This window comes from Thalassospira lucentensis MCCC 1A00383 = DSM 14000 (assembly GCF_000421265.1).
Lineage (GTDB): Bacteria > Pseudomonadota > Alphaproteobacteria > Rhodospirillales > Thalassospiraceae > Thalassospira > Thalassospira lucentensis.
In genome coordinates this window covers 174,056-195,263 of record NZ_ATWN01000001.1, presented here as the reverse complement: position 1 = coordinate 195,263, position 21,208 = coordinate 174,056, and the positions used below count along the sequence as shown (strand labels likewise).

Here is a 21,208-nt window from a genome sequence, read left to right as displayed (position 1 = left end):
CTCCATTCGGGTACCAACGTACCGTACGACCATCACCGTCTGACAACAATGATTAGGGTCAGGACCTATTATTTTGGTTCAAACTTTATCCTTAAGCTTAAATACGATAGGTCGTTTTGTCTGTTTTTCGTGTTACTTTAAAATGGTTAGACCGCAGCATCTCAGGCCGTAATAATGAAGTTTGAAGCCCTCGCCATCCCGGATGTAAAACTGCTTTTTCCTAAAAAGTTTAGCGACGAACGCGGGTTCTTTTCGGAAACCTATAATCAAACGACCTATGCCGATGCCGGAATTGTCCAGTCTTTCGTTCAAGACAATCAGTCGGTGTCATGCAATGCCGGTGTTTTGCGGGGCCTGCATTATCAATGCACACCCTATGCGCAGGACAAGCTCGTGCGCGTTGCTCATGGACGCATCCTCGACGTTGCCGTGGACATTCGCGCAGGGTCCAAGACTTTCGGGAAATGGGTAAGTGCTGAAATCAGTGCGACAGAATGGAACCAGATTTTGATCCCATGTGGGTTTGCCCACGGCTTCGTAACGCTCGAACCCGACACCGAGGTTCACTATAAGGTTTCCGCCCCCTACACCCCCGAGGCAGAACGATCCATCATGTGGAACGATCCAGACCTTGGCATCCCGTGGCCACACGAGGAAAGCGGCTTAACCCTGTCGCAAAAAGATATGCAGGCCATGAGCTTTGCTGATTATTGCCGCAACCCGGACTTTTGATCCCCTGAGCCTAGCTACATTTGGTCATAGGTCCGCAGTACGGTTTGAAGATACTCGCGATAGGAACTTGCACCAAACCCGGTGATAAGGTCTTCAAACTGGGAAATTGAAATCATCCCGGTTCTCAGGGCAATTTCCTCAGGACAGGCGATTTTTAAGCTCTGCCGATTTTCCACAGTCCGCACAAAATCGGCAGCATCAAGCATCGCCCCATGGGTCCCGGTATCAAGCCAAGCATAGCCACGCCCCATTTTTTCCACACGAAGCGCCCCACGCTGAAGATACGCCTTGTTCACATCGGTAATTTCAAGCTCACCGCGGGCTGATGGCTTGATGGAGCGCGCAATATCAACGACGTCTGCATCATAAAAATACAATCCCGTAACCGCATAATTGGACTTTGGATTGTCTGGCTTTTCTTCGATATCAAGTGCAATTCCCGCGCGATCAAATTCGACCACGCCATACCGCTCGGGATCTTGAACAAAATAGGCAAACACTGTCGCACCGCGCGATTGCCGCATCGCATTTCCAAGCAACTCGGTTAAGCCATGCCCAAAATAGATATTGTCGCCAAGGATCAGACAACAGGGATCATCTCCAATAAAATCGGCCCCGACAATAAAGGCATCTGCCAAGCCCCGTGGTTCGGTTTGAACCGCATACGCCAAACGCACCCCCCACTGAGAACCATCGCCGAGCAATTCTCGAAAAAGCGGGACATCACGCGGGGTGCTTATGATCAGAATATCCTTGACCCCCGCCAGCATCAGTGTCGTCAGCGGATAATAGATCATCGGCTTATCATAAACCGGCTGAAGCTGTTTGGAGACAACCAACGTTGAGGGATACAAACGTGACCCGGTACCACCGGCAAGGATAATACCCTTACGCATGCGCATCCCCTTCTGCGAGATTTTGCAAAACCGCCATCAAACTCTGATCAAACTCGGGTAAACCAAACCCGAAATTGGCCCTGAATTTTTCCGGCGCCATCACAGAATAGCTTGGTCGTCTTGCCGCCGTCGGGAACTCCGCACTCGTAACCGCTTGGATCTCGCACGTTGCCCCCGGCCATTGCGGCCCAAAAATCTCGATCGCCTTTGCCTGTATTTCACGGCTAAACGCGCACCACGACATCTCGGTACCTGAAACCAGATGATAGGTGCCAAATTGATCAAAACCAGGGCGGATAATGTCGGGCACGATGCGCAGAATGGCCGTCGCCAAATCAAGCGCACTTGTCGGACACCCTTGCTGATCATCCACCACAGAAATATGTGTTTTATCGCCCAACAACCCCAACATGGTTTTGACAAAATTTTTGCCAAACGGGCTATAGACCCAGGACGTTCGAAAAATAAGATGCTGGTTGGTGATCGCCCGAATGGCTTCTTCGCCCGCCAGTTTCGTCGCACCATAGACACCCAGCGGCGCCACAGGGTCTGTTTCGCGGTAAGGTTTCTTTCCCTCACCGTCGAAAACGTAATCTGTCGAAATATGAACAAATGGCACCAAATGCCGTGCCGCGTTTTCAGCCATCGTCCGGACGGCATCGCAATTTACACGCCGCGCCAATTCAGGTTCATTCTCGGCAAGATCCACCGCCGTATAGGCCGTCGCATTAAGAATGATGTCGGGACGATGTAGATCGACGGCCTTGGTAATATTGTCTGACTGCGCAACGTCGCAATCATTGCGATCAAGGAACTGCAAGCTTAAGCCCGCAAAAGCAGAACTTCGCCACGCAAGGCTCTGCGCCAATTGCCCATTCTTACCAAAGACCAGAACCTTGATCATTGCACAATCCCCTGGCCAAGCCGTTGTCCTGCATATTTGTCCTTAAGGATTGGTTCCCACCACGCGCGATGATCGACATACCACGTCACGGTTTGTGCAAGACCGGTTTCAAAACTGTATTTCGGGCTCCAGCCAAGTTCATCGCGCATTTTTGACGGATCAATCGCATAGCGCCAATCGTGCCCCGGACGGTCGTCAACGAAATCAACAACCTCATCAAATGACTTGCCCGCTGTTTCGGGAACAAGGGTCGTCACCGCGTCAAAAACTTTGCGGACCACATCCAGATTGGTAACCTCGTTACAGCCTCCAACGTTGTATTTCTCACCAACCCGGCCCTGTGTCAGGATGGTAAAAAGGGCCTCTGCATGGTCCTCGACATGCAACCAGTCACGGGTATTGCCCCCATCACCGTAAACGGGCAATTTTTTACCCTGCAAAACATTCAGGATCATCAACGGGATCAGCTTTTCAGGGAATTGATAAGGCCCGTAATTGTTCGAACAATTACTGATAATCACCGGCAGACCATAGGTATGATGCCACGCTCGCACCAAATGATCCGCCCCGGCCTTCGTGGCTGAATAGGGTGAATTCGGTGCATAGGCCGTTTGCTCGGTAAACAGCCCTTCGTCACCCAAAGAGCCATAAACTTCATCGGTTGAAACATGATGAAACCGAAAGGCTTGTTTGCACGCATCATCAAGACCATTGAAATAGTCCCGCGCCACTTCAAGCAGCGTAAACGTGCCGATGACATTGGTCTGAATAAAGTCCGCTGGACCATCTATCGAACGATCCACATGGCTTTCAGCGGCCAGATGCATCACCGCATCAGGCTGAAAGTCCGAAAACACCGTAGCAACCGCTTCCTTGTTACAAACATCGACTTTCGCGAAACTATAGTTGGGAAAAGCAGAGACAACCTCAACTGTGCGCAAGTCGGCCGCATAGGTCAATTTGTCGAGGTTAAGAATCTCAAAGCCCTTTTTTCGAGCAAGAAGCCGACAAACAGCCGAGCCGATAAACCCTGCCCCTCCGGTCACCACAACCTTCATCGCAAACTCTTTCGATTTCAGTGTTCCGAGCGCAAGAAATCACGCCCGGCAGTCGACACCAAAGCAGGCGTCGAAAACAGCATCGTCGATTTGTGGTTTGCAACTTTGTCGTTGATATGTCGTCTTTGGGGCAAAATGCTCTAAAACAATTGTGGCCGCACAGAATGCCTCACAACATTCAGGCGGCCACAATGAAAAGCGCGAACTGTCTTATTCGACAGTTACCGACTTTGCCAGATTTCGCGGCTGGTCAACATCCGTCCCCTTATGGACTGCAACGTGATAGGCCAGCATCTGAACCGGGATGGTATAGAGGATCGGGGCGACGAAATCGGCGACCTTTGGCAGCTCAACCGTGGCCGATGCAATATCACCAAGCTTTGCCAACCCCGGCGCGTCAGAGATAAAGATCACCCGGCCCCCACGTGCGGCGGCTTCCTGCATGTTTGACGCCGTTTTTTCAAACAGCTCGTCAGACGGCGCAATCACAATGATTGGCACCGATTGGTCGATCAGCGCAATCGGCCCATGCTTCATCTCGCCAGCGGCATAGCCTTCGGCGTGGATATAGGAAATTTCCTTAAGCTTAAGCGCACCTTCCATGGCAATCGGATACCCAAGACCCCGGCCCAGATACAAAACATCGCGCGCATCAGCGATATCAAGCGCGAGCTTTTTGATCGCTTCATCGTGATGCAGAACTTCGGCGGCATGTTTGGGCACTTCGGTCAGTGCATTAACAATGGCAGCTTCTTCGTCCTTGGCCAGCGTCCCGTTTTCACGCCCGATGGTCACCGCAAGGCACGCCAGAACCGTTAACTGCGTGGTAAAGGCCTTTGTCGATGCCACACCGATTTCCGGCCCGGCATAGGTCTGAAGAACAACGTCGCTTTCGCGTGCAATGGTGCTTTCGGCCACATTGACGATGGAAACGATTTTCTGGCCTTTTGATTTGGCATAGCGCAATGCCGCCAGCGTATCGAGTGTCTCACCCGATTGCGAAATAAACAGCGCAACGCCACCCTTGGCAAGCGGCGGGCAGCGATAGCGGAACTCCGATGCAACATCAACGTCCACACCCAATCCGGCATAACGCTCAATCCAGTGCTTTGCGACAAGACCTGCGTAATAGGACGTGCCACAGGCAACAATTGTCAAACGCGTCGCATCGGCAAAGGAAAACGGCATATCGGGCAGTTTGATGGTTTGGGTCGCCGGATTGATAAACGCATGCAAGGTGTCGCCGATTACAGCAGGCTGCTCGAAGATTTCCTTTTGCATGAAGTGGTTATAGTTCCCCTTGCCCATCATCGCACCTGAAACGGCCGACAATTTGGTTTCGCGGGTCACTTCAACATCATTTTCATCACGGACCTGAACGTGCTCCCGGGTCATTTCGACCCAGTCGCCTTCTTCAAGGTAAATCAACTTGTTGGTCAGATGCGACAAGGCCATCGCGTCCGAACCAAGATACATCTCCCCCTCGCCAAGTCCTACGGCAAGCGGCGTGCCCCGGCGCGCGCCAAAAATCACGTCATGCTGACCGGCAATCATAATCACCAGCGCAAATGCACCTTCGATACGATGAAGGGTCGCGGCAACCGCATCGCGCGGTGATTTGCCCTGATCAAGGAAATCAGACACCAGATGCACAACCACCTCGGTATCGGTTTCAGTGGCAAATGCGCGCCCCTTGCCCGAAAGCTCTGCCTTGAGGTCCTGATAGTTTTCAATGATGCCGTTATGAACAACCGCGACCTTGCCATCAGTGTGCGGATGGGCATTGTTTTCGGTCGGCACACCATGGGTCGCCCAACGGGTGTGACCGATGCCAACATCGCCGGCAAGCGGGCTTTCGGCCAGACGATTGGTCAGATTGATCAGTTTGCCCTCGGCACGGCGGCGTTCAATATCGCCATTGACCAGCGTTGCAATCCCGGCACTGTCATAGCCGCGGTATTCAAGGCGTTTGAGCCCTTCAAGAATACGTTCGCTCACACTGTCTTTGCCGATAATCCCGATAATGCCGCACATATGGATTTCTTTCCCGCTTCTAGCCGCTTGTCACTTTGGGCCATCCGGACGGTCGACCAGATGGTAAATCATTGTTCTGTATTCGTTTATTTCTTACCGGTCAGGGCGCGCATTTTATCGCGAAACGCCGCAGCCCAGCCCGGTTTTTCAGTACGTTCCGCCCGGGTCAGGACAAGTGCATCCTTGTCAATTTTTCCGGTAACCGTGCTACCCGCACCGACAATCGCACCATCGCCAATTTCAACCGGCGCAACCAAAGACGAGTTCGATCCGATAAACGCCCCCGCCCCGATATCAGTATGCTGTTTCCGATAACCATCATAATTACACGTAATCGTCCCGGCCCCGATATTGGCCTTGGCCCCAACGCGCGCATCGCCGATATAGCTCAGATGATTGACCTTCGCACCGTCTTCGATGACTGCCTTTTTAATCTCGACAAAGTTGCCGACCTTGGCCCCGTCACCGATCTCCGACCCCGGACGCAAGCGGGCATAAGGACCGATATCGGCCCCTTGGCCAACGACGCAGCTTTCAAGATGGCTAAATGCCTTGATCACGGTGTTATCGCCCACCGTGACACCGGGTCCAAACACGACATTGGGTTCGACAATGACGTCCCGACCCAATTTAGTATCGGCACTCAGGAAAACCGACGCCGGATCAATCAGGGTCGCCCCCTCATTCATCGCAGTGATGCGTAAACGGTCCTGAAGGATGGCCTCGGCGGCTGCCAATTGCGGACGTGAATTCACCCCAAGGGTTTCGGCCTCGTCCACTTCGACCGCGACACAGCTTTTGCCATTGTTGCGGGCCACTTCAACCGCATCGGTCAGGTAATACTCGCCCTTGGCATTGGTGTTATCAATCGCCTCTAAGGTCGCAATCATGTCTTCGGCACGGAAACACATCACCCCGGAATTACAGAAGTTGATCAAACGCTGCGCGTCATCACATTCTTTGTCTTCGACGATGGCTGTGAGCATGCCTGTCTTCGCATCCGTCACCAGACGGCCATATCCGGTCGGGTCATCCGGGCGGAAACCCAGCACCGCAACGCTGTGATCCCCTTCTTCACGCGCGTCGACCAACCGTTTCAAGGTTTCAGCGGTAAAAAGCGGGCTGTCGGCATATAGAACCAGCACATTGCCCGTCAGGCCCAAAAGCCCGTCCTTGGCGGCCAAAACCGCATGGGCGGTGCCAAGACGGTCTGTTTGCTCGAACGTCGGATGGGGTGCGACAGCCTCAACAAGCTTTGGCATGTCCGGTCCAACCACCACCATGGTTTTCACGGCATCAAGTTTGGCCGCCGCATCAATCACATGATTGACCATCGGCTTACCGGCCACCTTATGCATCACCTTGGGCAGGGCACTTTTCATGCGCGTGCCCATACCTGCAGCCAAAACAACTACACTTAACTCAAGTGACATTTATCAACACGCCTGCTGCCGTTTTCGTGCAGCATCCCCTGTTCTTGCACCGTGCGATTATGCGTAATCACACGGTTCATCAAATTTGACGCAAGTCTTAGAACATATTCTTTTGCAGCAAAAGCCCATAAAGAATCACGTTTTGTTACCGCCTGTTAGCGGATGTTACCGTTTGTTAATGGCACGAACTCGGTTAAGTTCCCCTAAACTTACCCACCCCGATCAAACAATCCATTTCAGGAGCCCCACATCATGGCAAAATTCATCATGTTCGACCTCGACGGCACCCTGATTGACGGGGTCGATGATTTGCTTTTTGCCATGAATGAGTTGCTCGGCGTGCACGATCTGGCACCGCTTGCGCGCCACGACCTCGAAGCCATGCTGGGCGACGGCACATGGATGCTGACAAAACGCGCCTTTGCCGCACAGGGCAAAACACCCGTCGACGCAACGCTTGATGAACTAAATATTGATTTTAACGCACGCTACGTCGCCACCAACTACACCCAAACCCGTCTTTATGAGAATGCAGAAAATGTTCTACGTGCCCTCAAAGCAGATGGCTGGACGATTGCATTGGCATCTAACAAACCCGAAGCTCCGTGCAAGGCTATCCTGCAAAAACTTGGCATTGCTGATCTGTTCACTGTGATTGCCGGAGGTGATTCATTCGAGGTAAAGAAACCCGACGGACGTTTCCTGTGCTACATTCTTGATCGACTTGGTCAGCCCCCAAAGAACTCAGCCACCACTATCATGGTTGGTGATCATGCAAATGATATGGAAGCGGCAAGCAGTGTAGGAGCTTATTCTATTTCGGTGTCTTTTGAGAAAAACAATGGTGTTAAGCACCTCGTTGCCGACAAACATGCGACAAGTTTCTTAGAGCTAACCAATATCTGTCAAGAGATAGATCAAAAGAATAGGTCAATTCAAACAGATCCGAACTTGAACGATACCGTTGAAAACAAAAGTTCGATTGAACCAAAGATGACCTTAAGCTAAATAATATGCAGTTCGTTTAATAAAATTAAATTTTTAACAGGTCAAAAATGACTGATAAAAGAACAAAAATTAACATCCGTGCAATCATCAAACGCAAGATAAAGTTTTTTGCTAAAAGAGCATTGCAAAAGCTGCCAGCCGGATTGCAGAAAGAACACTATCAGGATGCGCTCATTACGTATGACAAGCGTTCTGGATCATATGTTGACGAATACATGCGAAGGCATGATGAAGGCGGCCTAGTGTCTCTGGGAACTCACTACGGAGAAATCAAACAGGTAAACTACGGTGAATCAGTTGACCTGCACAATAAATGGCTCTCAGAACTTGTGGCTAGCCTATTAGGTAAAGATCCCGGATCCGTCCTAGAAGCGGGTGCCGGAGAATGCACAACACTTTTACCAGTGGCTGAATTTATAAATCAGGAACAAAACTCCTACAATGGAAGTGACATATCTTGGTCTAGATGCAAGTTTGCACGAGATTTTTCTGCCCAAAAATCAATCGCTTTAGACACACTATCGGCTGCAAATATTCTTCAATTACCTTACCCAGATAACAGCATTGATATTGTGTACAGCCACTATTGCCTCGAAGAGCTCGGTGGATATGAACTTGAAGCGATACAAGAAATGTATCGCGTAGCCCGTAAGTACGTATTCGTGATTGAGGCATCCTACGAACTAGGAAGCAAGGGACAGAGAACCAAGTTGTACAATCGCGGCTGGAATTTGGGGATAATTCCTGCGGTGAAAAAGCTTGGATACAAGATTCTGAAGCACGAACTTGTCCCTTATTGCCATGATGCGTATCATCATGGCGCGTTAGTGCTGATTGAGAAAAATCCAACCTCTGTCAATTCTCCCAAAGCTCCGTCGCACGCGTGCCCAAAGTGTCACAGTAAACTGACAAAAATCGAACACAGTCTCAAGTGCGAGCCATGTGGATTAGTGTATTCTAACTTGCAAGGAATTCCAGTATTTCTGTTGAACAATGCAATAGTTGCCTCCCATTGCACAAACTGAGTTAAGTTAGACAGATCTGCTTTCCATGAGGTTAAAAGTCGCCGGACACCTACCGTGGTGTCCGGCGACAGAAATGAATCTGCTATCCATTTAATTTTCAACCAATGGGTGTCTTTGGGATTTTCCTTACCACGATGACCGGCAAGGAAATCGAAATCAACCCCCTTGTCTTCTTCGATAACGTTGCTGTGAAATAGCAGCCTTAACTAACCCATTCACCTAGACTAGGGCGGTAACGGCAAAGAAACCCAATCGCTATTTCCTAAGCCCGCGACCAAGAAACTCCCAGCTCTCAGCGGTTGAACTGAAATGTAAACCATCTTCGCAGCAGGGTAACAACCCTCAGATCACTTGATCGGCACCGCCCCGGTATTGACGATTTCAAACGCCCAGTTTTCAGCGGCGGTATCATCAAGGTTCAGGTGCTCGACAAGATAGGCAAGGCGTTCGGTATCATCACCCTTGGCCGTACAGAAACGATCCTGCAGATAAAACGGCGGTGTCGCCTGATAGGACATTTTGGCACGCACAGATGCCGGTGTCCCGTCGATGTCAGACAGTTTGATGTCGTATTTCACGTGGTCCCCGCCTGTCGCGGTTGATGTGCGATAATCGGGATCATCGCCAATGGCCGTAAATCCGGCATCCTCGGCAAGCTCATCCCCGGCCCCAAGCGCATTGGAAATTTCAATCCGTTCCTTAAGCGGAAGGTAACCGGCCGGCGGCAAACGGTTGTCTTTCACCTCGGCACAGATCGACAGGAAGCTGGTCGTCAGTTGCCCTTTGGGCGCCACGTTGTGACCACAGCTATATTGGCTGCTGCCATCAAGCGGCGGCGTGCTGACCAGTTCCTGATAAATCTGGACCTGATCTTGCGCACTTACCGTCTGATAATGCGGTTGATGTGCCCGCTTAAGCGGATCAATACGCGCGCTGCACTGATTGTCCCACCAAAGTTCGCCGTCAACTGGCGTCCCGCCCTGATCAACAATCACCCCGGCCCCATTGACCCGGCCCGATGCCCAGATGACTTTTTCATCCTGATCAAGCACTTCAAACGTCACAAACGCGCGGCGGAACCCAACGCCGGATGGGAATTTGTGCCCGGTCAGGCTGGCAATGGCGACCTCACTGGTCAATTTGCCATCCTTGATCGCAGCGTCCTTAATGGCGATATTAACCGTATCACTGCGCGCCTGCTTGATCATCGCCCGTTCGGTATAGGCCAGCGGATCAACGCCCTTGTCGCCAAGCATCGGATCTGCGGTTGGAATGCCCATAACATCCGGGAATTGCTGGAACATCTCAACCAGGAACAGGTTCAACCCAACCAGCGTATGGCGGGCAAACCCGTCACGGGTCTCAAGGTCAAGCAACTCCGGCCCAAACGTATTGGCAGCAGCCGGGAAGTTGGAATATTCCTGAATAGAGGCGATTTTACTGCGGAATTTGGCTTTGTCATCGCCCGATGGCATATGACATTCCTGACAGCTCATCGCCATTTTCCCGGCACCACCGGGCAACCCACCATCAAGGGTGTAGCCGGTTCTAAACCCACTAAACGCCCACTCGGCATAGGTTGTCTGCTCATAAACCGTGCCGACCTGCTTGCCATCCTTTAACACCGGCAAATGCACGGTATGGCAGGTGCCACACATTTCCGATGTCTTGATGGCATCCCCTTTGGCCGGGGTAATGCCAAGGGTATATTCCATCGGATGTTTTTGCGGTTTATCAAACGGCCCATAAAGCGTATCGGCATCCCCGACAAGGAAACTGCCGGTAAAGGTTTTGGCAAAGCCCGTTGCATCCGGGTTCAGCGTTTCCTGACGCTGCAACACACAGGCATTCTGCGGTGCGTCCTTGAACTTCTCGGTGGCATCCTTGCCCAACACCATCTGATGACACGCCATGCATGAAATGCCATCACGCGCCAACGCCCCATAGGATGCGTGACCAGCCGCCGAATTATTGGCGGGATATGGAATTGCATCGACCATTGATCTGGTAAAATCACCACAATCAACTGCTGTTTGCACACCAGCTGTTGCACTGGCCTGCTGCGCCATATTGTGATCGATCTGGAACTGTCGCTGTCCCATAATCCCGTGACAGCCAAAGCAGGTGTTTTGCACCAGTTCAGGTTTATCACTGTGGAAGGTTTGCAACTCGCTTGCCATTTGGGCAAAGAAGATCGGATCGCGCCCCGCAAGCCCCATCGGCGATGATCGCCATGTGGCGTACGGCGACATGTTCAACAAACGATCACCATCCGGATCAGGCATGGTCATGTCAAACTGCAAGCCCGTACTGCCGGCATCATGGCACCCGACACATTGGTCACTGGTCATGAATTGACTGTGCGCGGATGGGCCATCCGCATCCATCCAGACAGTATCATAAGTCTGCGACGGCATATCGCTTGGCGGTGCCAGATCATACTCAAACGGGCTGCCGGTTTTGGCAAAGGCGGTTAAAATCGCCGCCATATCGGGATGTGCACTAGTGCGGGCTTTGCCCAGTGGATCTGGCACCTTTTCAAGTTTTGCCCGCAAACTATGGATATCAGACGGCGCATCATTGGATGGCGTGATCTTTTTGACAGACGGCGCAACACCGCCATCCTGGCCCAGATACTGCCCGGCAAAGAAATCCTGCGACAGGAAAACTTCGGGTTGCCCCGGATGACCTTCAAGGTTGCGTACCTCGGCAAAGGTCATGTCCTTGGCCGACCCATGACAATTCACACAATATTGCCCAAAGCCCATATTGGGCGGACCATTGCTGGTTCCCGCTGGCCAATCGGCTTTCCACCCCGATCCGGGCCAGCCATACCAGCCCCAGAACCAACCATCATAGGATGCCTCCTGATCACGCACCATGATCGCCGCACCGCTGGTTGGCCAAAGACGTGTGGGGTCTTCCCCTGCACAGGCCGCCGCAGGTTGCGGATACATCTCCTTGACCATGATTGCACCATCGGGGATCGCGGTTGGGGTACTGGGTCGGGCATCCTCGGCACCCCGGTTTTTCGACAACCAGGTGACCATCTCAGGGGAATACCAGATGACGACGGGCGAATGGGTCCCGTGATAGGTGCCTGTCCATTGACCATTGATATCGGTCGTGTCGCGACTGGCGGTAAACGGCCCGGTATCACGGACATATTTATCGCGCACCCATCCGGCATCCGTATCGCGATGGCACCAGTTATCAAAGAATTTCGAAAGGGCGTCTTCATATTGATCAAGCGGCAAGCCAGACGGATCGGCCACAGTCGCACTTAGCGATTTACATAACGCCGTATCGGTCGGGACAAGCGGCGCATCGCGCAAGGCTGAACACGATTGCGCCCAAACCGCACCAGAAAGGCAACAGCCAATCCCCGCAAGAATAAGCGCACGCAATGGTGCTGCTGAAGACCGCTTGAACATGGTTCTCTCCCCCGTGGCGTTTGCCCCCAAACGCATTTTAACCCTACATGCAGTATGGTCTTTAAATCAAAATATTCAACCCTTGATTGCCATTTTCAAATTACATTCATCTTCCCGGTTTCGCTGGCACATTCCCGTCAAACGCAAACCGGCCAGCAATTTCTTGCCAGCCGGTTCAGTGTTTGCCGGATGCTACCCCAATAGCATCCGACGGGAGTTTTGGTGTTCGCGTTGATCAGTGGCTGTCTTTGGGAATTTCCTTGCCACGATGACCAACGAGGAAGTCAAAATCGGCCCCTTTATCGGCACCAATAACGCTTTTGTAGTACAGCGATGCATAGCCACTTGCTGGCACCGGAACGATGCTGTGCCAGTCAGCCAGACGCTGTTTAAGTTCGGCATCACTGATATCAAGATGCAAACGGCGGTTGGGCACATCAAGTTCGATCATGTCGCCGTTTTGAACCACCGCCAACGGACCACCAGCAGCAGCTTCGGGCGAAGTATGCAAAACAACCGTGCCATAGGCCGTGCCGCTCATGCGCGCATCGGAAATACGTACCATGTCGGTGATGCCTTTACGCAGCACCTTGGGCGGCAGGCCCATATTGCCGACTTCTGCCATACCCGGATAGCCTTTCGGGCCGCAGTTTTTCAAAACCATGATGCAGGTTTCATCGATATCAAGATCTTCGTCATAGATCTTGGCCTTGTAATCATCGATGTCTTCAAACACCACGGCACGTCCGCGATGGGTCAAAAGTTCCGGCGTTGCCGCTGACGGCTTAAGCACCGCACCATTGGGTGCCAGGTTGCCTTTCACCACGGCAATACCGCCGCTTTCGGTCAGGGCCTTTTCGAACGGACGAATAACGTCTTCGTTCCAGTTGCGGACTTCCTTGACCTGATCCCACATGGTTTCGCCCGACACCGTCAGCGCATCATTATGCAGCTTCCCGGCGTCGGCCAGTGCCTTGATCACCACGGGCAAACCACCGGAATAGAAGAATTCTTCCATCAGGTATTTGCCAGACGGCTGCAAATTGACAATCGTCGGGATATCACGGCCCAAACGGTCCCAGTCATCAAGGCTCAGATCAATGCCAACACGTCCGGCAATCGCAAGTAAGTGGATCACCGCATTGGTCGATCCACCAATCGCGCCATTCACGCGAATGGCGTTTTCAAACGCTTCCTTGGTCAGAACGTCGGACGGTTTCAGATCATCCTTGACCATATCGACAATACGGCGCCCGGTGATATGGGCCATCACGCGACGGCGGCTGTCGACGGCTGGAATGGCCGCATTACCCGAAAGCGCCATACCAAGGGCTTCGGCCATGCTGGCCATGGTGGACGCCGTGCCCATCGTGTTGCACGAACCGGGCGACCGCGACATGGCGATTTCAGCTTCAAGGAAATCCTCGGTGCTGATTTTACCGGCCTTGCGGTCTTCGGAAAGCTGCCAAAGCGACGTGCCCGAACCGATATCCTGTCCGCGCCATTTCCCATTAAGCATCGGACCACCGGTGACAACAATCGCCGGGATATCCACGCTGGCCGCCCCCATCAAAAGCGCCGGGGTGGTTTTGTCACACCCCACCATCAGGACCACGCCATCAAGTGGCGTCCCACGAAGCGCTTCTTCGACGTCCATGGCCGCAAGGTTACGGAACATCATGGCGGTTGGGCGCAACGTGCTTTCACCAGCCGAGAAAACCGGGAATTCAAGCGGCAAGCCGCCTGCTTCGTAAATGCCGTGCTTAACACGTTCTGCCAAATCTCGCAGATGCGCATTACACGGGGTCAGCTCCGACCATGTATTGCAGATGCCAATGACCGGTCGCCCATCGAACAAATCTGACGGCAAACCCTGGTTTTTCATCCAGCTTCGATGATAGATGGCATCCTTGCTGCTGCCACCGAACCAGCCCTCTTGCGAACGCAAGGTGCGTGGCCATGATGCCGGTTTAAACTTGGTCATGCCCGTTCTCCTTTTGGAATTATTATCGAGACGGGTCCTTTCACGCACAGACACGGACCTGTTACGCGGGACTGTGAAAGACGCAAACATCCCTGCCAAACCGTATCGGATTGACTGTGTGTGGGAATATTTGCGCCTTTTCTCGTCATCGTATTGTTACGCTTTGTTTTTGTTATAGACGTCAAAGATCACAGCTGCGAGCAGCACCAGACCCTTGATCACCTGTTGCCAGTCAATGCCAACACCGACAATCGACATGCCGTTGTTCATGACCCCCATGATCAGCGCCCCAACCACGGCACCAATCACCTTGCCAACACCGCCCGACATCGATGCACCGCCGATAAAGACAGCTGCGATCACATCAAGCTCAAACGCAAGACCTGCTTTTGGTGTTGCCGTGTTCAAACGTGCGGCAAAGACCAGACCGGCAAGAGCGGCCAGCATCCCCATATTGGCAAAGGTAAAGAAGGTCAGGCGTTTGGTATTAATGCCTGAAAGCTTGGCAGCCTTTTCATTCCCGCCCAGCGCATAGATGCGTCGGCCAAGTGTTGTGCTGTTGGTTACAAAGGTGAAGATCGCAATCAGCACCGCCATAATGATCAGGATGTTCGGCAACCCGCGATAGGTCGACAGAAGATAGGTCACAAACAGAATGGCCAAACCGGCCACCGCATGCTGGGTGACAAATACCGCCATCGGTTCATCAACGGCGGCAAATTTCGCCTGTTTTGCCCGTGACCGCATGCCCAGGATCGGCAGGAGTGCCGTCAGTGCAACGCCAAGTGTCATCGAAAAGACGTTAAAGCGCCCTTCGATCAAACCGCCAAAGAAGTCCGGCAGGAAGCCCGACGACATTGCCTGAAATTCCGGCGGGAACGGACCAACCGATGCCCCGCCCAGAAGCGCCAGGGTCAAGCCCTTAAACACCAGCATCCCGGCCAAAGTGACGATAAACGACGGAATGCGCCAATAGGCCACCCAATACCCTTGGGCTGCCCCAATGATTGCGCCGACCACAAGACATGCCGGAACGACAAAGACGGTCGGTAAATCCCAATGGACAATCATCACCGCAGCAAGGGCGCCGATAAAGCCAACGACCGAACCGACCGAAAGGTCAATATGCCCGCCGACAATGACCAGCAGCATGCCGACAGCCATGATGATGATATAGCTGTTCTGCAAGAACAGGTTCGTCAGGTTGACCGGTTTAAGCATGATGCCATCGGTCACAACCTGGAAGAAGGCAAGAATGGCGACCAGCGCAACAACCATGCCGTATTCACGGATATGGGTGCGCAGATAGTAACCAAGTGATTTGTTTTCAGTATCGCTCATTGTCTGTTCCTCACGCCTTCAGGATCATGCGCATGATTGCTTCCTGGCTCGCATCTTTTGCTGCAAGCTGCCCTTTGATCTCACCTTCGTTCATGACGTAGATGCGGTCGCACATGCCTAGAAGCTCCGGCATCTCCGACGAGATCATAATGACCCCCTTACCGTCGGCCGCCAGTTGGTTGATAATCGTATAGATTTCGTATTTCGCACCGACATCGATGCCACGGGTCGGTTCATCAAGAATGAGAACTTCCGGTCCCGCAAACAGCCATTTTGACAAAACAACTTTTTGCTGATTACCCCCGGAAAGATTGACGACCTTCTGCGCGACATTCGGTGTCCGAATGTTGATTTTCTCCCGGTATTCTTCAGCAACGGAACGTTCCGCACCATCATTGAGAACACCGCGTTCAGACACCCCCCCCAGATTGGCAAGGGTGATGTTGGTCGTAATACTTTCATCAAGGATAAGGCCCATTTCCTTGCGGTCTTCGGTAACATAGGCAAGACCGGCGGCAATTGCCTTTTCAACGGTCGAAACATCGGCGGGTTTGCCGTTGATCAGCACTTCACCAGAAATCTCAGTACCATAGGATTTGCCAAAGATGCTCATGGCAAGTTCGGTTCGCCCTGCCCCCATTAACCCGGCAATCCCGACAACTTCACCCGCCGCAACGTCGATACTGACGTTATCAACGACCTTGCGTTCAGGGTGCAGCGGATGGGTGGCCGACCAATTGCGCACTTCCATCAGTTTATCTTTGCTGATGTTGGGTGTGCGTTCGGGATAACGATGAGCCATATCGCGCCCGACCATGTCCTTGACGATGTCGTCTTCGGTAATCTGTCCGCCGCGCGCATCAAGGGTCGAAATCGCCTTACCGTCACGGATCACGGTGATGCGGTCGGCAACCCGGTTGATCTCGTTAAGTTTATGCGAAATCAGGATCGATGTGATGCCCTGTGCCTTGAATTCCAGCAACAGATCAAGCAACTTCTGACTGTCGTTTTCCTGCAAACTGGCGGTCGGCTCATCCAAAATCAGCAGTTTGACCTTTTTGGAAAGCGCCTTGGCAATCTCGACCAACTGCTGTTTGCCAACACCGATGTTGGTCACAAGTGTTGCCGGATTTTCCTTAAGCCCGACTTTCGAAAGCAGCTCGCCGGTGCGCGCAAATGTCGCAGGCCAGTTTACAATACCGTTTTCGGAATTTTCATTGCCCAGAAAGATGTTTTCGGCAATCGACAGAAGCGGCACCAAAGCCAGCTCCTGATGAATAATGATAATGCCGCGTTCTTCGCTGCTGCGGATATCCTTGAATTCCTGCACGCCACCGTCATAGAGGATGTCACCTTCATAGGTGCCGTGCGGATAAACACCACTCAGCACCTTCATCAGGGTCGATTTACCGGCGCCATTTTCACCGCAAAGTGCGTGAATTTCGCCACGTTCAACCTTCAGGCTGACATCATCCAGCGCCTTTACCCCAGGGAAGGTCTTGGTGATGTTCTTCATTTCCAGGATGGTATCCATCCGGTCCTCCCACTGCCGTCGCTGTGCGACGACGCTTCTATACACGTGTCTTGTTGATTGTCCGGGATAATTTCTTGGCGGATCGTAACATGCCTGCAACTACATCACGCAAAGTGTGCATTTTGGCAAGACATCCGCATCCGGAAATGTTCAGACATTGGAACCCGGCAGACATGCCAAACGACATTTCCACCGGGTTCCATTGCTAAAGTGCTGGCTTACTTCACTTCGTCTTCGGTGTAGTAGCCTGAACCAAGAATGATTTCTTCCCAGTTGGATTTATCAACCATCACCGGCTCAAGCAGATACGAAGGAACGACCTTCACACCGTTGTCATAGGTTTTGGTGTCATTGATGGTCGGCTCGCGACCGGCAAGAACATCATCAACCATCGAAACGGTCACACGTGCAAGTTCACGGGTGTCTTTGAAAATCGTGGAATACTGTTCGCCTGCAATGATCGACTTGATCGACTGCAATTCAGCATCCTGACCGGTAACAACTGGCATTGCCATGTCGCCCGAACCGTAACCAACGCCTTTAAGCGACGACAGGATACCAATCGAAAGCCCGTCATAAGGCGACAGAACGCCATCGACTTTGTCATCGGTGTAATAGGCCGACAGAAGGTTATCCATGCGGGCCTGTGCAACCGCACCATCCCAACGCAGGGTACCGACTTTGTCCATGCCCATCTGGCCGGACTTAATGACAACCGTACCTTCATCGATCAGCGGCTGCAGGATCGACATTGCACCGTTATAGAAGAAGTATGCGTTGTTATCGTCTGGCGAACCGCCAAACAGTTCAACATTGAAAGGTGGTTCACCGGCTTCAAGCAGACCGTCAACCAGTGAGGTTGCCTGCTGAACGCCAACTTTAAAGTTATCAAAGGTCGAATAGTAATCAACATTCGGGCTTTCGACGATCAGGCGGTCATAGGCAAAAACCTTGATGCCCGCTGCCTGCGCATTTTCAAGCGCGTTCGAAAGGGTCGTGCCATCGATTGCGGCAATCACCAGAACATCAACACCCTTAACGATCATGTTTTCGATCTGGGAAAGCTGGTTTGGAATATCGTCTTCTGCATACTGAAGATCGGTTTTATACCCGGCATCTTCAAACTGCTTAACCATGGAATTGCCGTCAGAAATCCAACGTGCCGAAGATTTGGTCGGCATTGCGATCCCGACATAACCTTTCTCGTCGGCATGTGCATAACCGCCAGAAATCATCGGGCTCATCATTGCGGCCGCGCCAAAGGCGACCCCTGCCATTACGGCACTGAGACGTTTCATTGCTATCCTCCCTACAAGACACGGCATAACAGCCATTTCTTTTGCCCGACTTTTCTCAGGCGATGTGGCCTGCGTATGTCGTGTCTTTGTTTTCACTTAATAGTGTATCCGTTTTCCCAAAGGATACGCGCAGCATTATTCAGGCCATCAACATAACAATCAAATAAGTAATTTCGAAACTTGCATATCAAAATCGATATACTAAAATCCCCACGAGGGAGAAAACATCATGACAGAAACACGCAACAGCCGTCCGTTAAGCTCGGCCAAATCCTTGCTCTTTCGGTCCGGCAATCTGTTTCAGCGCGGATTGAAGCTGAGCCACCTGCGCATGATCGTTGCGATGGAGGAAACCGGTCAGATCAGTCTGGCGGCTGATATGCTTAAAACGTCGCAGCCTGCGGCATCGCGTCTGCTGTCGGAAATGGAAACGATTCTTGAGGTGCGATTGTGTGTGCGCAGCCCGCGCGGGATCGAAATGACCAATGCCGGGCGTGCCCTTGCCCGACGCGCACGCAGCATGCTGATCGAAATCCGCGAGGCCGAACGCGAAATCGAGGACATCAAGCATGGCGGCGGCACGGTATTCATCGGGGCCGTGACCGCAGCCGCCGTTGATTTGGTCGTGCCCGCCATCCGAAGCATTCAATCGATCAACTCACTTCTTGAAGCCCATGTTGCGGTTGGGCCGTCGCATCTTCTGATCAAGGATTTGCTGGCGGGCGATCATGATTTTGTCATTGGCCGTGTGCCCGAAGACATGAACCCGCGTCAATTTAACATCCGCGAAATCCGCAGTGAACGCATCCGCCTGATGGTGCGCACTGGTCATCCGTTGCTTGATGACAACAAACCGATAACCCTGGCCCGGCTTTCACGGTTTGAATGGATTTTGCCCCCGCCCGGCAACCTGATGCGCCGCACGATTGAAGACGCGTTTATATCGCGTCACCTGCCGCTGCCCCACTCCAGTCTGAATTCCGCATCCCTTCTGGTGACATTGGCAACCTTGGCCGATACCGATTCCATTGCGCCAATGGCCGAGGAAGTCACAAGCCTTTTGGCCAGTGGCGGACTGATCACCGAACTGCCGTTTGACGGCGGCATCGAAATCAAACCCTATAGCCTGATCACCGCACGCGGACACAGGCTGTCGCCGTCTGCCCAGTTGGTGTCTGACCATATTCTGGCCCGGATTGAAAAACCATCGGTTCAGGTCGGCGAATAACTCTGCTTTGGCTTTGGCTTTGACTCTGGCTTTGACGTTGACAGGACAGTGCAAGGCGCTACAAAGCGAGTCTCGTCTCACCCAGCTTCTTCCACGCTAAAAATCAGCAACACCTGCCATGACCTTGCCGCAAAGTGCCTCCATATCGGGGCGCTTCGCGCAGGAAACACCAATGCAAACGCCTATAACATCCAACCTTGTTGTCATTACCGGCGGGCCCGGTGCTGGCAAAACCACATTGATCAATCATCTTGACCACCGCAGCTATGACACCAGCCCGGAGGCTGCACGCGCCATCATCGAAGAACAGATCGAGCGCGGCGGCAACGCTGTGCCGTGGGACGATAACGAAGCCTATGCCGGGTTGATGGCGCGGCGATCCATCCGCGACTGGCAGACCGGGCTTGATCATCATCCGCGCACGGTCTTTTGTGATCGCGGCCTGCCCGATACCTTGGCGCATCGCCGGTTATCGAACCTGCCCGACGACACAGGATTGCTGGGCGCGATCCAGACATACCGCTATCGCCGCACCGTTTTCATCCTGCCCCCTTGGGCGGAAATCTACAAAACCGATCATGCCCGAACACAAAACTTCGCCGAAGCCGTCAGAACATATGTCGTCCTGTGCCGGACCTATCACGAATGCGGATATGACCTGATCGAGGTCCGCAAAGGCCCGGTTGAACAGCGTGCCAGTCAGATTTTGTCGCGCCTAAAGCTCTAGCCTGCCCCCTAAAAACGTGACCATAACAAAGATAAGCGCCCCATTTCATGATCCCCCTCGCCCGCAAAATCCGAACAACCCGCATCGCCATGCTTGGCCTTCTGTCGCTGATCGTAACAAGCCTTCCGGCACAGGCCGCCTGCTATGGCTGGCCGCTGCGCGAATATCGCGGGGAATATGCCTATGACGGGGATACTATCTATGTCGCCATTCCCGGTTTACCTGGTGAAATCGCCAATATGTCGGTGCGGGTACGTGGGGTGGATACGCCCGAAATTCGGGGCAAATGCGAAAGCGAGAAACACCTTGCCAAGCAAGCCCGCGATTATGCGCGAAACCGCCTGAAATCCGCCAAATCAGTGGAGTTCTGCGAACCGGAATGGGGGCGATATGGTGGGCGCGTGGTGGCATCGGTGCGGATTGATGGCAGTCCGCTTGATGTTGAACTGATCAGCAATGGACTGGCGCGCGCCTATGACGGCAAGACCAAACGCCAGCCTTGGTGTCAGGGGTAAACTGCCTTCACTTTGATGTGTTTCGGCGGCGTCGGGACTGGACAATTTCAATATTCC

16 protein-coding genes are annotated in these 21,208 nt (G+C 52.7%); 6 read left to right on the top strand and 10 right to left on the bottom strand.

The annotated features are described in order from the left end of the window. Positions 1–174: 174 nt before the first annotated feature. Entirely contained in the window at positions 175–732 is a 558-nt protein-coding gene (rfbC, locus tag K355_RS0100925; RefSeq protein ID WP_022730232.1) for a dTDP-4-dehydrorhamnose 3,5-epimerase, read from the top strand. 14 nt (positions 733–746) lie between these two features. On the opposite strand, the gene rfbA is transcribed toward rfbC, so the two are convergent. The 5 genes from rfbA to glmU form a co-directional block, all read right to left on the bottom strand. Continuing rightward, a complete protein-coding gene (gene rfbA, locus K355_RS0100920) occupies positions 747–1,628 on the bottom strand; it encodes a glucose-1-phosphate thymidylyltransferase RfbA (RefSeq protein ID WP_022730231.1) in 882 nt (293 codons plus the stop codon). Beyond that, entirely contained in the window at positions 1,621–2,532 is a 912-nt protein-coding gene (gene rfbD / locus K355_RS0100915; protein ID WP_022730230.1) for a dTDP-4-dehydrorhamnose reductase, read from the bottom strand. Before rfbD ends, rfbA begins: the two co-directional genes overlap by 8 nt. After that, positions 2,529–3,590 carry a dTDP-glucose 4,6-dehydratase gene (rfbB, locus tag K355_RS0100910; RefSeq protein ID WP_022730229.1) on the bottom strand — a complete coding sequence of 354 codons (1,062 nt, stop codon included), beginning with the start codon at positions 3,588–3,590 and terminating at the stop codon, positions 2,529–2,531. Before rfbB ends, rfbD begins: the two co-directional genes overlap by 4 nt. A 210-nt stretch (positions 3,591–3,800) precedes the next feature. Beyond that, positions 3,801–5,624, bottom strand: a complete 1,824-nt coding sequence (glmS, locus tag K355_RS0100905) for a glutamine--fructose-6-phosphate transaminase (isomerizing) (RefSeq protein ID WP_022730228.1) — start codon at positions 5,622–5,624, stop codon at positions 3,801–3,803. 86 nt (positions 5,625–5,710) lie between these two features. Continuing rightward, positions 5,711–7,057: a bifunctional UDP-N-acetylglucosamine diphosphorylase/glucosamine-1-phosphate N-acetyltransferase GlmU gene (gene glmU / locus K355_RS0100900; protein WP_022730227.1), complete on the bottom strand. Its 1,347-nt coding sequence runs from the start codon at positions 7,055–7,057 to the stop codon at positions 5,711–5,713. Positions 7,058–7,309: 252 nt separating this feature from the next. Between glmU and K355_RS22795 the strand changes: the two genes are divergently transcribed. Both K355_RS22795 and K355_RS0100890 read left to right on the top strand, forming a co-directional pair. Beyond that, positions 7,310–8,065, top strand: a complete 756-nt coding sequence (locus tag K355_RS22795; protein ID WP_022730226.1) for an HAD family hydrolase — start codon at positions 7,310–7,312, stop codon at positions 8,063–8,065. Positions 8,066–8,112: 47 nt separating this feature from the next. Beyond that, positions 8,113–9,090, top strand: coding sequence for a methyltransferase domain-containing protein (locus K355_RS0100890; protein ID WP_022730225.1), 978 nt, complete (start codon positions 8,113–8,115; stop codon positions 9,088–9,090). Positions 9,091–9,437: 347 nt separating this feature from the next. Here the strand turns inward: K355_RS0100890 and K355_RS0100880 are convergent, their stop codons facing one another. The 5 genes from K355_RS0100880 to chvE all read right to left on the bottom strand — a co-directional run bounded on the left by K355_RS0100880 (position 9,438) and on the right by chvE (position 18,681). Further along, positions 9,438–12,524: a hypothetical protein gene (locus K355_RS0100880; RefSeq protein ID WP_022730223.1), complete on the bottom strand. Its 3,087-nt coding sequence runs from the start codon at positions 12,522–12,524 to the stop codon at positions 9,438–9,440. Positions 12,525–12,759: 235 nt separating this feature from the next. Continuing rightward, positions 12,760–14,508, bottom strand: a complete 1,749-nt coding sequence (gene araD / locus K355_RS0100875) for an L-arabinonate dehydratase (RefSeq protein WP_022730222.1) — start codon at positions 14,506–14,508, stop codon at positions 12,760–12,762. A gap of 156 nt (positions 14,509–14,664) precedes the next feature. After that, entirely contained in the window at positions 14,665–15,849 is a 1,185-nt protein-coding gene (gene mmsB, locus K355_RS0100870) for a multiple monosaccharide ABC transporter permease (protein ID WP_022730221.1), read from the bottom strand. A 10-nt stretch (positions 15,850–15,859) separates the two neighbouring features. Beyond that, positions 15,860–17,383 carry a multiple monosaccharide ABC transporter ATP-binding protein gene (gene mmsA / locus K355_RS0100865; RefSeq protein ID WP_022730220.1) on the bottom strand — a complete coding sequence of 508 codons (1,524 nt, stop codon included), beginning with the start codon at positions 17,381–17,383 and terminating at the stop codon, positions 15,860–15,862. Between the two features lie 218 nt (positions 17,384–17,601). After that, complete coding sequence (gene chvE, locus K355_RS0100860; protein ID WP_022730219.1) at positions 17,602–18,681, bottom strand: multiple monosaccharide ABC transporter substrate-binding protein; 1,080 nt, start codon at positions 18,679–18,681, stop codon at positions 17,602–17,604. A 229-nt stretch (positions 18,682–18,910) separates the two neighbouring features. Here chvE and K355_RS0100855 point away from each other — a divergent pair, with 229 nt between their 5' ends. The 3 genes from K355_RS0100855 (at position 18,911) to K355_RS0100845 (ending at position 21,151) form a co-directional block, all read left to right on the top strand. Next, positions 18,911–19,909, top strand: a complete 999-nt coding sequence (locus K355_RS0100855) for a LysR family transcriptional regulator (RefSeq protein WP_022730218.1) — start codon at positions 18,911–18,913, stop codon at positions 19,907–19,909. Between the two features lie 172 nt (positions 19,910–20,081). After that, the gene (locus K355_RS0100850) at positions 20,082–20,636 is read left to right on the top strand and encodes an AAA family ATPase (RefSeq protein WP_022730217.1); all 555 of its coding nucleotides are present in this window, start codon (positions 20,082–20,084) and stop codon (positions 20,634–20,636) included. Between the two features lie 47 nt (positions 20,637–20,683). Continuing rightward, on the top strand, positions 20,684–21,151 hold the full coding sequence (locus K355_RS0100845; protein WP_022730216.1) for a thermonuclease family protein: 468 nt from the start codon (positions 20,684–20,686) through the stop codon (positions 21,149–21,151). Positions 21,152–21,208 lie beyond the last annotated feature (57 nt).